The 12,724-nt window shown below is 73.1% G+C and carries 8 protein-coding genes and 1 pseudogene; 5 read left to right on the plus strand and 4 right to left on the minus strand.

Features of this window, described 5'->3' with window-relative positions; genetic code table 11:
- Window positions 1–556: 556 nt before the first annotated feature.
- Window positions 557–2,023, minus strand: coding sequence for a peptidoglycan recognition protein family protein (locus ACWCP2_RS25220; RefSeq protein WP_450910850.1), 1,467 nt, complete (start codon window positions 2,021–2,023; stop codon window positions 557–559).
- A 149-nt stretch (window positions 2,024–2,172) separates the two neighbouring features.
- Here ACWCP2_RS25220 and ACWCP2_RS25225 point away from each other — a divergent pair, with 149 nt between their 5' ends.
- The 4 genes from ACWCP2_RS25225 (at window position 2,173) to ACWCP2_RS25240 (ending at window position 8,107) form a co-directional block, all read left to right on the plus strand.
- The gene (locus ACWCP2_RS25225; protein ID WP_450910851.1) at window positions 2,173–2,922 is read left to right on the plus strand and encodes a TIGR03089 family protein; all 750 of its coding nucleotides are present in this window, start codon (window positions 2,173–2,175) and stop codon (window positions 2,920–2,922) included.
- Window positions 2,923–3,101: 179 nt separating this feature from the next.
- Complete coding sequence (locus ACWCP2_RS25230) at window positions 3,102–4,355, plus strand: LCP family protein (protein WP_450910852.1); 1,254 nt, start codon at window positions 3,102–3,104, stop codon at window positions 4,353–4,355.
- A 222-nt stretch (window positions 4,356–4,577) separates the two neighbouring features.
- The gene (locus ACWCP2_RS25235; RefSeq protein WP_450910853.1) at window positions 4,578–6,335 is read left to right on the plus strand and encodes an LCP family glycopolymer transferase; all 1,758 of its coding nucleotides are present in this window, start codon (window positions 4,578–4,580) and stop codon (window positions 6,333–6,335) included.
- Window positions 6,336–6,436: 101 nt separating this feature from the next.
- Window positions 6,437–8,107 carry an LCP family protein gene (locus tag ACWCP2_RS25240; RefSeq protein WP_450910854.1) on the plus strand — a complete coding sequence of 557 codons (1,671 nt, stop codon included), beginning with the start codon at window positions 6,437–6,439 and terminating at the stop codon, window positions 8,105–8,107.
- Between the two features lie 168 nt (window positions 8,108–8,275).
- Here the strand turns inward: ACWCP2_RS25240 and ACWCP2_RS25245 are convergent, their stop codons facing one another.
- Window positions 8,276–9,316 carry a glycosyltransferase family 2 protein gene (locus tag ACWCP2_RS25245; protein ID WP_450910855.1) on the minus strand — a complete coding sequence of 347 codons (1,041 nt, stop codon included), beginning with the start codon at window positions 9,314–9,316 and terminating at the stop codon, window positions 8,276–8,278.
- A 141-nt stretch (window positions 9,317–9,457) separates the two neighbouring features.
- On the opposite strand from ACWCP2_RS25245, the gene ACWCP2_RS25250 reads away from it, so the two are divergent.
- Complete coding sequence (locus tag ACWCP2_RS25250; protein WP_450910856.1) at window positions 9,458–10,993, plus strand: LCP family protein; 1,536 nt, start codon at window positions 9,458–9,460, stop codon at window positions 10,991–10,993.
- Between the two features lie 22 nt (window positions 10,994–11,015).
- Here ACWCP2_RS25250 and ACWCP2_RS25255 read toward each other — a convergent pair.
- Together ACWCP2_RS25255 and ACWCP2_RS25260 are read right to left on the minus strand one after the other, a co-directional pair.
- Window positions 11,016–11,366 (minus strand): annotated as a pseudogene (locus ACWCP2_RS25255) (short-chain dehydrogenase); the annotation flags it as partial.
- Between the two features lie 475 nt (window positions 11,367–11,841).
- Window positions 11,842–12,666 (minus strand): SGNH/GDSL hydrolase family protein, encoded by an 825-nt coding sequence (locus ACWCP2_RS25260; protein WP_450910857.1) that lies wholly within the window; start codon window positions 12,664–12,666, stop codon window positions 11,842–11,844.
- Window positions 12,667–12,724: the final 58 nt, after the last annotated feature.

The following is a 12,724-nucleotide window of genomic DNA, read 5'->3' on the forward strand; positions in this document are numbered from 1 at the left end:
CCCGCGGGAGGGGGGGGGGTGGGGTACCGGGCTGCCCCCGGACCCCCTGGGGCTCCGCCCCAGACCCCGCGCCTCAAACGCCGGCGAGGCTGGATGTGGCCGGCGTCGGCTCGCACGTGTCCGCGGCGCGGGCTGGACGGCCCGGAGGGCCGCTCCACCCCCGTCGCCCCTTGGGCGCGGGGCCCCGCAGGGACCGGGTACGAGGCAACGCGCCGGGGAACGGCGCCGCGCGCGGCAAGGGGTCCGGGGCGGAGCCCCAGGGGGTCCGGGCGCAGCCCGGGACCCCTTCAGCCCGTCCGGCGTTTGAGGACCGGGTCCGGGCGGAGCCCGGGGAACGGGCGAAGGGTGGGTAGGGGACCTTGCCCCGCAGGGCCGGCCCACCCGCACCCGCCCACCCGCACCAGGATCAGGCGGCCGTGGCGGGCCCCGCCGACCCACCACCGCCGGACGGAGTCCGGCGCAGCGACACGAAGCCCGCGCAGCGGTGCGAGTGGCGCGTCAAGGAGGGTGCGGCGCGTCAAGGAGGGTGTGGCGCGTCAAGGAGGGGTGTGGTGTTTCAGGGGCGGCCCTGGAGTTTGGCCGAGGCGGTTCGGGTGGGGGGGAGGGCGTTGTAGAGGTTGCGGCCGGGGCATTCCGTGGCGAAGCCGTCGCGGTGGCCCGAGATGACGTTCAGGCGGACGTTGCTGCCCTTCGCGTAGAGGTTGCCGCCGCCCGAGCGCAGGGTGGTCTTCGCCCGGGGGTCGGCTCCGAAGAGGCCGAGCTTCCAGGCCGTGAGGCGGGCCACCGCGTCGACCGCCGCCTTGGGGGCGGCCGTGGAGGTGAAGGTGCCGATGACCGCGACGCCCATGCTGTCCGTGTTGAAGCCCATGGTGTGCGCGCCGAGCACCGCCTTGGCGACTCCGCCCGCCCGGCCCTCGTAGACGGTGCCGCACTTGTCGACGGCGAAGTTGTAGCCGATGTCGCGCCAGCCGCTGCTGACCACGTGGTAGCGGTAGAGGCTGCGCAGGACCGCCGGGGCGTCCTTGCAGGCGTAGTTGTTGCCGGAGGCGGTGTGGTGGACGAAGGCGGCCTTGACCGTGTTCGTGTAGACGAAGCCCTTCTCGCGCAGGCTCTCGTCCGCGCCCCAGCCCAGCCGGGTGACGATCTTCGGGCGCGGGCCGATGTACGGGGCGGCCGCGAGCGCCTCGTCCGCGAGGACCGCGTCGGCGGTGGAGTCGGCCTTGTTGAGGGCGGGGATCTCCTGGGCTCCGAGGGGGGCCATCGGGACGTTGGCGGAGGAGGACTCCGCCATCTCCATCGTCATGCCGGGGAGGAGGGCCAGTTCGCCCTTGTCGTCGTCGTCGGTGGCGGGTGCGGGTTCCGCGGTGCCGTTCTTCGCGTCGGAGGGGATGCGGGAGGAGTCCCCCGGGTCCACCAGTTCGATGCGCAGGCCCGACGGGAGCCCGCTGCCGGCCTCGCGGCTGCCGTGTTCCGCCTGGACGCGGACCTCGATGCCGTCGGACTGTCCGACCCACAGGGGGGCGGTGCTGCCGCGGACCCGGCCGGTGCCCCGTTCCGCCGTGCCGGGGTCGGCGGCGTGTTCGCCGTTGTGGGTTTCGACGTCCTGCCAGTCGGACCAGGCCGAGGTGGTCACGGAGCGGGTGCGGACCTGGACGCGGCCGTCGAGCCGGGTGCTCGCGTCGTCCCAGACGACGCCGACCAGGGAGAAGGTCTTGACGTCGCGCGCGGCCAGGCCCTGCGTCTCGGGCAGCCGGGGCGAGGTGCTCATGCCGGGGACCCCGGGAGCGCGGTCCGCCGACGCGGGTCCCACGGGGGCGAGCGGCAGGGACTGGGTGGATCCGGCGGGGGTCACGGGGGCCGACGGGGCCGCGGGGGCCGACGGGGTCACGGGGGCCGCCTGCCCCGCCCCGGCCGATGGCCGCGTCGCTGCCGGGTGTGCGAGGGCCGTGGAGGGGAGCGCGAGCGGCAGGGCCAGTGCGGCAGCCGTCGCGACGCCGATCGAGGAAGCAAGGAATGCACGCATGGAAAGGATGCTGGGGACTGCGGCGGGCCCGCGCCATCCGAGAACTGACGTACCGTCCGGTCGCGGCACCGATACCCCTCCTCCGTACGGGGGATCGTGCTGCGGCCGTACGGAGGAGGGCCGCGGGGCGCCCGCGTAGGCTCTGGTCCGTGAACGCCACTGACCGCACCCCTGCCGACCTGCTGCGATCCGCGCTGGCCGCCGATCCCGGCCGCCCGCTCGTGACCTTCTACGACGACGCCACGGGCGAGCGCGTCGAATTGTCCGTCGCCACCTTCGCCAATTGGGTGGCCAAGACCGCCAATCTGCTCCAGGGCGACCTGGGCGCCGAGCCCGGTGACCGGCTCGCGCTGCTGCTCCCCTCGCACTGGCAGAGCGCCGTGTGGCTGCTCGCCTGTGCCTCGGTCGGGGTCGTGGTGGAGGTGGGCGGGGATCCGGGCGGCGCCGATCTCGTGGTGAGCGGCCCGGACACGCTGGAGGAGGCCGCCGCGTGCTCCGGCGAGCGGGTGGCGCTCGCGCTGCGGCCGCTGGGCGGGCGCTTCCCGCAGCCGCCGGCCGGGTTCGCCGACTACGCGGTCGAGGTGCCGGGGCAGGGCGACCGGTTCGCGCCCTTCCAGCCCGTGGACGCGGACGGCCCGGGCCTGGTGGTCGGCGGCGAGGAGCTCTCGTACGCCCGGATCTGCGAGCGGGCCCGCGAGGACGCGGGGAAGCTCGGCCTCGGCGAGGGGGCCCGGGTGCTGTCCCGGCAGGGCTACGACAGCTGGGAGGGGCTCTCGGCCGGGCTGTACGCGGCCCTGGCCACGGGCGGCTCCGTGGTGCTGTGCCGCAATGCCGGGGGGCTCTCGGAGGCGGCCCTGGCGCAGCGGATCGAGAGCGAGCGGGTCACGCACACGGTCTGACCCGGGCCGGCCGGGGCGTCACCCACACCGCCCAATGCCGGATCCGGGCGATTTGTCACCCACATGGCCCTGTACACGGCCGTGCCCCCGGGCCGCATCGGTGCCCCGGGGGCAGGATCGGCACAGGCCGTACTCACCCGTACGGCCCGTACCGGTTCGGGTGAGGGGACGGAACGCGAGTGACGGACAGCGCGGGCATACCGGGCGGCACCGATGCGGCCGGAGGCGACCAGCCTCCGAACGGCCGCAGGCGGCGCCGGCTGCTGCGCTGGATCGGGCTCGGGACCGGCCTGCTGGTCGTCGCCGGGGCGGGCACGGGCTGGTGGATCTACTCCGTCCTCGACGGGAACATCTCCGAGGACACCTCCGCCGCCGCCGAGCTGCGGCGCTACGACAAGGAGCGCCCGGTCCACCTGGCGGGCGGCGCGCAGAACATCCTGCTGATCGGCTCGGACTCGCGCACCGGCGCGGGCAACGCGCGGTACGGGCAGGACAAGGGCACGCAGCGCTCCGACACCACGATCCTGCTGCACCTGCCGGCGGACCGGAAGAGCGCGACGGCGGTGTCGATACCGCGGGACCTGATGACGGAGATACCCGCCTGCCTGAAGTCGGACGGCACCCGCACCAGCGAGCAGTTCGCCCAGTTCAACTGGGCCTTCGAGTGGGGCGGCACCGCCTGCACGGTCCGTACGGTCGAGGCGATGACCGGGATCCGGGTCGATCACCACATGGTGCTGGACTTCAGCGGCTTCAAGAAGATGGTGGACGCCATCGGCGGGGTGGAGGTGTGCCTGCAGCGGCCGGTCAACGACACCGAGGCCAAGCTGAAGCTGCCCGCGGGCCGCCAGACCCTGCAGGGCGAGCAGGCGCTGGGCTTCGTACGGGCGCGCCACAGCCTGGGCAACGGCAGCGACACCGAGCGGATGGAGCGCCAGCAGGCGTTCCTCGGCTCGCTCGTCAAGAAGGTGCAGAGCAACGGGGTGCTGCTCAATCCGGCCCGGCTGTACCCGCTGCTGGACGCGGCGACCTCCTCGGTGACCACCGACCCGGGGCTGGCCTCGCTGCGCGGGCTGTACGAGCTCGTCCGGGGGGTGCGCGACATCCCGACCGAGCAGATCAAGTTCCTCACGGTGCCGCGCCGGCCGTACGCGGCCAACCGCAACCGGGACGAGCTGCGGGAACCGGACGCGACGCAGCTCTTCCAGCGGCTGCGCTCGGACCAGCCGCTCACCATCGCCCCGCCCGCGGCCACGGCCTCGCCCGCGCCGGTCTCCCGGCCGGACGACGGGCAGCGGGAGGAGGCGGCGGCCGAGGAGGACAACGAGAACGGTGCCGCGAACGGCAGCGGGGACCGGCCGGGAACCGCTGAACCCTCCGCGCCCGTCCCCACCTTCACCGGGACGACGGCCGGAGTCGCCGACTGCCGGTAAAGCAATCCCAAAAGCCGGTGCCGGGGCCGAGCTTGTTGGGGAGATTGCCCCGTTGTAAGTGCGTGGAATTCATCACCAGCATGGTTTGCGGCGAACCTGTCCGGATAAGGTGAGCGATCCGGCGGGCGGCCAGCACAGAGGCCGTGCGCCAGCAGCCGGATCGTTGACCGTGCGCCTGGGGGAGGCGCGTCGCGAAGCACCGACGGAGGATTCGAGCAAACCGTGGATGCGCAAAGCCGTGGACGGGCCGACGAGATCGACCCCGCAGACCAGTGGGTGCTGAACCCCCGCACCGGCAACTACGAGCTGCGACTGGAGCAATCCGCTGCGCAAGCGCCCTCGCAGCGGCGCGCGCCCGGCGCGACGCCGCGCAGAGCTCCCGGCTCCCCCGGCTCCCCCGCTTCGCCCGGATCCCCCGCCTCCCCCGCGGTTCCCGGGCCGCGCCGCGGTGACGCCCCGCCCGGCGGCGGCCGGCGCGGCTCGCGCCCCCGCAAGGGCGGAGGCGGCGGCGGGCGGCGCAAGAAGATCCTGGTCGCCACCGGCGGAACGCTGGCGTTCCTGCTGGTCGGCGGGTCGATCGCGGGCTACCTCTACTACGACCACCTGAACGGCAACCTCAACGTCACCGACATCGGCGACGCCGGTACGAGCGGCGGGTTCAAGAAGGACCAGCCGATCAACATCCTCGTCATCGGCACGGACAAGCGCAGCGGTGCGGGCAACGAGGGGTACGGGGACGCCGGCAGCGTCGGGCACGCCGACACCACGATCCTCTTCCACGTCGCGAAGGACCGCTCCAACGCCACCGCGCTGTCCATCCCGCGCGACCTGATCACCGATGTGCCGACCTGCCCCACGAAGCAGCCGGACGGCTCGACGAAGGACATCCCCGGCGAGCGGGGGGCCCGCTTCAACACCAGCCTGGGGCAGGCCGGGCGGGACCCGGGCTGCACGATGCGCACGGTCAAGGAGCTCACCGGGATCCAGGTCGACCACTTCATGATGGCCGACTTCAACGCGGTGAAGAACCTGAGCACGGCGGTCGGCGGCGTACCGGTCTGCGTGGCGAAGGACGTGAACGACAAGGACTCCAAGCTCAAGCTGACGGCGGGCGAGCACCGGCTGCAGGGCGAGCAGGCGCTGGCCTTCGTACGGACCCGGCACGCCTTCGGCCAGCGCAGCGACCTCGACCGCATCAAGACCCAGCAGCAGTTCCTGGGTTCGATGATGCGGGAGATGAAGTCGAAGGAGACGCTGACCAGTCCGCAGAAGTTCCTCTCCCTCGCCGAGGCGGCCACCAAGTCGCTGAGCGTGGACTCGGGCATAGGGTCGATCGCCAAACTCACCGATCTCGCGGGCGAGTTGAAGGGGATCGATCTCAAGAACATCACCTTCACCACCCTCCCGGTCATCGACAATCCGGCGGAGCCGGCCGGCGCCAAGGCCACCGTGGTGGTCAAGCAGGCACAGGCGGAGCCCCTGCTCCAGATGATCCGCGGCGACGTCTCGCTGACCGAGGTCGAGAAGAAGGAACAGGCCGCGAAGGACGCGGCGAACGCCGACGCGAAGGCCAAGCTGGACGCCCTGATGCAGGGCCCCCGCGCGGCGGCCAAGGACGTGCGGGTGGACGTCTACAACGGCGGCGGCCCGGCCGGATCCGCGTCCGGCACGCTGACCTGGCTGCAGAACACCAAGGGGGTGCTCAAGTCCAGCAACCTGGGCAACGCGCCCGCCAAGGTGGCGGCCACGCAGCTGGAGTACGCGCCCAACCAGGCGGACCAGGCGCGGGCGTTGGCGGACATGATGGGGCTGCCGGCGACGGCGTTGAAGGCGGGCACGGCCGACGCCGCGCCCAGGACGCCGATGAAGCTGACGCTCGGTGCGGATTTCAAGGGGGCGGGGGTCTCCCTGACGGCGCCGCAGCAGGCGCCCGAGGGCGTCCAGCGGGTGGAGGCGGACAAGTCCGTCTGCGCGAAGTGACCGACAGGGGGGCCGACCGGCTCTCCACGGTCACGAAATGACGGGCCGGAATCCGTCGGACCGGCACAATACCGACACAGAGTGATCGTGATGGGGGACGCGTGAGGCACAGCAGCGTGCAAGGGGAGGGGGCGCCGGGCCGGGCCGGCGACGGCATATCCGGCCCCGGCACCCGTCCGACGGCCAGCAGTGCCGTACCCACGCCGAGGTCCGGCTCCCGCAGAGGCGCGGGCGCGGGCGGCGGCAATCGGCCGACCCGGCGGGGACGGCGCCGCGCACTGCGCTGGGCGGCCTCCGTCGTCGCGCTGCTCATACTCGGGACGGCGGCGGCCGGTTACCTCTACTACCGCCACCTCAACGGCAACATCCGCAGCGGCCAGCGTCTGAGCGGCGACAGCGGGGTGGCCCGCAGCGAGGCCGACGCATCGGGCCGGCGCCCGATCAACATCCTGATGCTCGGCTCCGACGTCCGCGACGAGGAGAACGCGAAGCTCGGCGGCGGCTGGGACAACATCGGCGACCCCGCCCGGGCCGACGTGCAGATGCTGATCCACATATCGGCCGACCGGAAGAACGCCTCGGTGACTTCCGTTCCGCGCGACACGCTCGTGGACGTCCCGGAGTGCACCGACCCCGAGACGGGCAAGAAGCACAAGGCGGCCAAGATGATGATCAACGAGAGCTTCGCGAACGGGGGCGCGGGCTGCACCCTGGCCACCTGGGAGAAGATGGCCAACGTCTACATCGACCACTGGATGACGATCGACTTCGTCGGGGTCGTGAGCATGGCCGACGCGATCGGCGGCGTCGACGTCTGCGTCAACCAGAACGTCTTCGACCAGTCGGAGCCGGGGTCGGGCGAAGGCGGTTCCGGCCTCAAGCTGAAGGCCGGCACCACCAGGATCCAGGGCCAGCAGGCGCTCCAGTGGCTGCGTACCCGGCACTCCTTCGGCAGTGACATGGGCCGGGCCAAGGCGCAGCACATGTACATGAACTCGATGATGCGCGGGCTCAAGAGCCAGAACGCCTTCACCGACCTGCCCCGCCTCACCGGCCTGGCGGAGGCGGCGACCAAGTCGCTGCAGGTGTCGGAGGAGATCGGGACGGTCAAGAAGCTCCTCGACCTCGCCCTGCTGCTCAAGGACGTGCCGATCAACCGCATCACCTCGACCACGATCCCGGTGCTGCAGGCCCCCAGCGACAAGGACCGGCTGATCCTCGATCCCAAGGACGCCCCGAAGGTGTGGGACCTCCTCCGCAAGGACGTCGCCCTGGACAAGAACGGCGACCCGGCCCCCGCCGCGAGCGCGTCGCCGTCGACCCCCGCGCCGGGCACGCAGCCGTCCTCCGCGCCGCCGGCCTCCGTGCCCGCGAAGATCGCCGTACAGGTGGTCAACGGCACGGGCGTCGGCGCGCAGCCGGTGGCCAAGCGGGCCACGGCCGTGGCGGGCCACCTGGTCGCCAAGGGGTTCACCCTGGCCAAGGCGGACGGCGCGCTCATCCCGGAGAAGGCCACGGTCGTCCGCTACGCCACCGACGCGCAGGCCGCCGACGCGCAGAGCGTCGCCGCGGCGCTCGGGATCCCGGGCACCTCCGTGCAGAAGTCGGCCGGGGCCGCGAAGATCACGGTCCTGGTGGGCGCGGACTGGCGCGAGGGCGCCGTCTACCCGCAGCAGGCGCCGCCCCAGGCCGGCGACGTCCCGGACACGGCCGACGCGCTCAACGCCACGGACACCAGCTGCATGGACATCTACAAGCCGTACCGCTGGTGAGCCGGGCCGGCCTGAGCCGACCTGAGCCGACCCGAGCCGACCTGAGCTGAGCCGAGAGGCCGGGCGGCCTCGACACCGAAAGGGGTGACCCGGTCCGACGAGGACCGGGTCACCCCTTTCGTGTGGGCTCCGTGTGCGTTCCGGGTGCGTTCCGGGCGGGTGCCGGGATCAGCGGCCGGCGGGGTCCCGGCTCACCGACGGGCGGCGGCTCGCGATGACCTTGGCGGCGAGCGAGCGCGGGCTGGTCAGGAAGCCGTAGCCCCAGCTCACGTGCATGGTCGCCAGGGCGACGGGGATCCGCAGCCGGGCGCCCAGGGACAGCCCCTTGCCGGCCGGGACGGAGCCGGCGGTGATCGCCGCGAGGTAGCCCGCCGGGAGGACGAAGGCCCACGGGGTGACGGCCGCGCCGACGACCAGGCCCGCGGCGATCGCGCAGACGGCGGCCGGCGGGGCGAGGTAGCGCAGGTTGATGGAGCCCGCGTGGTAGCGGGCCACCACGTGGCGCCAGCGCCCGTAGTCCTTGTACTGCTTGGCGAGCGCCCGCACCGAGGGGCGCGGCCGGTACTGGACCTTCAGCTCCGGCGAGAACCAGATCAGGCCGCCGGCCTCGCGGATGCGGTAGTTCAGTTCCCAGTCCTGCGCGCGGATGAACTCCACGTTGTACCCGCCGGCGGCCTCCAGGGCCTCCCGACGGAACACCCCGAGGTAGACGGTGTCGGCGGGGCCGGCCTTGCCACCGGTGTGGAAGGCGGCGTTGCCGACGCCGATGCGCGAGGTCATCGCGGCGGCGACGGCGTCCTCCCAGGCGTTCTCGCCCTCGGCGTGCATGATGCCGCCGACGTTCTGCGCGCCGGTCTCCTCCAGGAGGCGGACCGCGGTGGCGATGTAGTTGGGGGAGAGCATGCCGTGGCCGTCCACGCGCACCACGATCGGATGGCGCGAGGCCTGGATGGCCGCGTTGAGAGCGGCGGGGGTGCGGCCGGTGGGGTTCGGGACGGTCTGGACGCGGGCGCGTTCGTTCGACGCGGACTCCCGTACCAGCTCGGCGGCGATCTCGTCGGTACGGTCCTTGGACGGCCCGAGGGCGATCACCACTTCCATCTCACCCCCGTACTCCTGTCCGAGGATGTGGTGGACCGAGTCGCGCAGGTGGCGCTCCTCGTCGAGCACCGGCATGATCACCGAGACTGCGGGCTGCTGGGCGGGCATGTGGTCCTTCAAGGTCGGGTATCGGTGTCACGTTACCGCGTACGGGGGAACCGGGTGCGCGCCGGATGAGCAGTACGGACAGCAGCTGATCGTATGGACCTACTGTTCTGACGAATCCGCCGATCGTGCGAGGTGTCCCCCGTGCCCCAGCCGCACCGTCCCACCCGACCCGCCCTGCCCGCCCGGTCCGCCCGGCCGTCGCAGCGCGCGCCGCGGCCCGGCGGACCGGCCGGAAACCGGGCGGGCGGTGGCCGCCCGGCGGACAGACCCCGCTGGGGGGTCCGGCTCGCCGCCGGACTGTCGGTGCTCGTCCTGGGCTCGGGCGCCCTCGGGCACGCGGTGATGACCGGACTGGACACCGGGATCCAGCGCGTGGATCCCTTCAAGGACATGAAGAACCGGCCGCAGGCCGGGCACGGGCTGAACTTCCTGCTCGTCGGAACCGACGGCCGCGACAAGATCACCGCCGAGGAGAAGCGCGAGTACCGCCTGGGCGGCGCGCCCTGCCACTGCACCGACACCGTCATGCTGGTCCACCTCTCGGCGGACCGGTCCCGGGCCAGTGTGGTCAGCCTCCCCCGCGACAGCTTCGTCGAGCTGCCCGCGCACGTGGACGGCTCCAGCGGCAAGCCGCACGGGGCCCACCCCGTGAAGCTGAACGCCGCCTACGCCGAGGGCGGGCCCCAGCTGACCGTGCGCACCGTCGAGAGCATGACGCGCGTGAAGATCGACCACTACCTGGAGGTCGACTTCACCAGCTTCATGAAGACGGTCGACGCCATGGGCGGCGTGGAGATCTGCACCGCCAAGACCATGAAGGACCCCAACACCGGCCTCGACCTGCTCCCCGGCACCCACCGGCTCAGCGGCGGCCAGGCCCTGCAGTACGTGCGCTCGCGCCATGTCGACGGGGCCTCGGACCTGGGCCGGATGCAGCGCCAGCAGCGGTTCATCGCCGCGCTGATCAAGCAGGCCACGGGCGGCGGGGTGCTGCTCAATCCCGTCAAGTTCAAGCAGGTCAGCTCCACCCTGCTGGGTTCGGTCCGGGCCGACCGGGGCTTCGGCTCCGAGCAGATGCTGGCGCTCGGGCAGGCGATGCGCGATTTCACCCCCTCCTCCTCGGAGTTCGCCTCCGTGCCCGTCGGCAACCCCTCCTTCCCGGTCAAGGGCCTCGGCTCCACGGTGAAATGGGACGGGCCGAAGGCCGCGAAGCTCTTCCAGGCGCTGCGCGAGGACCGGCCGATGGCCCCGCCCGCGGCCCCCGCCCCCGCCGCCGGCAAGCCGGTGCAGCGGCAGCCGGCGGTGCCGGTGGACGTGCCGCCGGGGCAGGTCCGGGTGCAGGTGGAGAACGGCACCCGGATCGACGGGCTGGGCACCCGGGTGGACTCGGCGCTGCGCGCCACCGGCTTCGACACCACCCGGGCTCCGGGGAACGGCGCGAGCCGGGACGTCAAGCGCACGGTGATCACGTACGACCCGCGCTGGGACCGGTCGGCCCGTACGGTGTCCACCGCGCTGCCCGGCAGCGAGATGCGGGCCGTGCGCGGGCAGGGGCGGACCGTGGTGGTGATCGCGGGCGCCGACTACCGCAAGGTGGTGGCGGTGCGCGCGGAGGACCCGTACCAGGGCGAGTTCGGTGTGGTCACCGGCGACCAGGTGGTCTGCGGCGGCTCCTGAGCGGGCCCGCGTACGGGGCGGCTCACAGCGGGTCCCCGAGGGGGCCGTACTCCTCCTGGAGGTTCGCGGCCCAGTGGGCGGCGAAGTCCGGCTGGGTGCCGTCGGCGTCGGTGAAGCCGTACTCGCGGTAGAGGCCCCAGGTGGCCAGGGCCCGTCCGGTCTTGGCCATGACCTCGGGGTCGGCGGCCAGTGCGGCGACGGCCCGGCCGAGGTAGGCCGGGGTCTCCGAGTGGGCGAAGTGGGGGTCCTGGGCCGCGGCGTCGCGCCAGTTGGCCTCGGTGACGCCGAAGTGCTCCAGCAGGGCCTCCGAGCGCAGGAAGCCCGGGGTGATCGCCACGGCCGCGACGCCGTGCGGCCGCAGCTCGGCGGCGATCCTGTCGACGAGGGCCCGGACCTCTTCGGGACTGCTGTGGTCGGTCCGTACGGGACAGGCCGGCCCCCGCGGTGACCGCCCGTACGGTGCGGGCCAGCGCCGCGGCGTCGGTTCCGGCGCGGAGCTCGCCCGTGCCGGCCGCCTCCGTCAGCAGCTCCTCGATGACCCGCCCGTGCGTACGGTGCACGGCCAGCGCGCGCTCGTAGAGCTCGGGATCCGCGAGGTCGGCGCAGAGGAACGCCAGGTGGTGGGCGAAGCTCTCCGGCGTGGCCATCACGGCCACCGACTCCACCGTGAGCTCCACGAGGGCGCCGAGCGCCGAACCGTGGGAGCGGCGCACCCGGCCGGCCGTCTCCTCCGCGTCCTTCTGGGACAGGTCGGCGAGTGCCAGGAGCAGACCGCGCTTGGACCCGAACCGCTGGACCAGGGTCCCCGGCACCGGCCCGACCTTCGCCCCGGGGGGCGTCCGGGACGGTCACATCCGGAACCAGCCGTCCGCGCGAGCCTGCTCCATCGCCTCGAAGAAGGCGTCCGCCACCTTCGCGTACCCGGTGCCGTTCGGGTGCAGACCGTCGGCCAGCTCGGCCGGCGTGGACGCGTCCGCCTGGTCCGCGGGGGTCAGCCAGGGGGCCTTGGCGAAGCGGAAGTGCCTGCCCGCGGCCTGTTGCCGGGTCTCGATCCGCTTGAGGCGCCGGTTGTACACCGCGATGGGTCCGGAGATGTCCCGGCCCTTCGAGCCGGGGGTCGAGGGGACCAGGCCCTGCATGATGACGGTGATCCCCGGGCGCAGGGTGAAGATCCGGTCGACCAGTTCCCCGGCCTCGTCCGCGGCCCCGTCGGGGTCGCCGCCGCGGTTCAGGTCGTTCAGTCCTATGTGCAGCAGGATCACGTCGGGCCCGGCGGCCTCGATCCAGCGGTCGACCCCGGCACGGATCCGGCCGACGGTGTAGCCGGGATGCCCTTCGTGCTGGTTGTCCTCCATGGGGCCCTGGGAGCGGGACCCCACGAAGTCGATGCGGTACGCCGACTGGCCCGCGACCAGCCGCCCCAGCGGCAGCCGGTAGCCGCCGAAGTCGGAGCTGCCCACGCCGGCGGTCGTCGAGGCCCCGAGGGGCATGACGCGCAGGGTGCGGGGCGCTCGCGGGTCGGAGGAGTCCCGGGAGGGGGCGGTCGGGAGCGACGGGCCCTTGGCGGCGGGCGCCTTTCCGGAGCCCTCCGTCAGCAGCGGGACCGCCGCGGCGAAACCTGCGAGGCCGGCTACGCCTGCGATGCATGCGAACACGGCCGATCGGCGGTTCATGATGCCTTCCGGATGGGGCGGGGCGGCAGCGGGGCCACGGGCGGACGCGGGGGCACGG

This window comes from Streptomyces sp. NPDC002104, assembly GCF_053593795.1.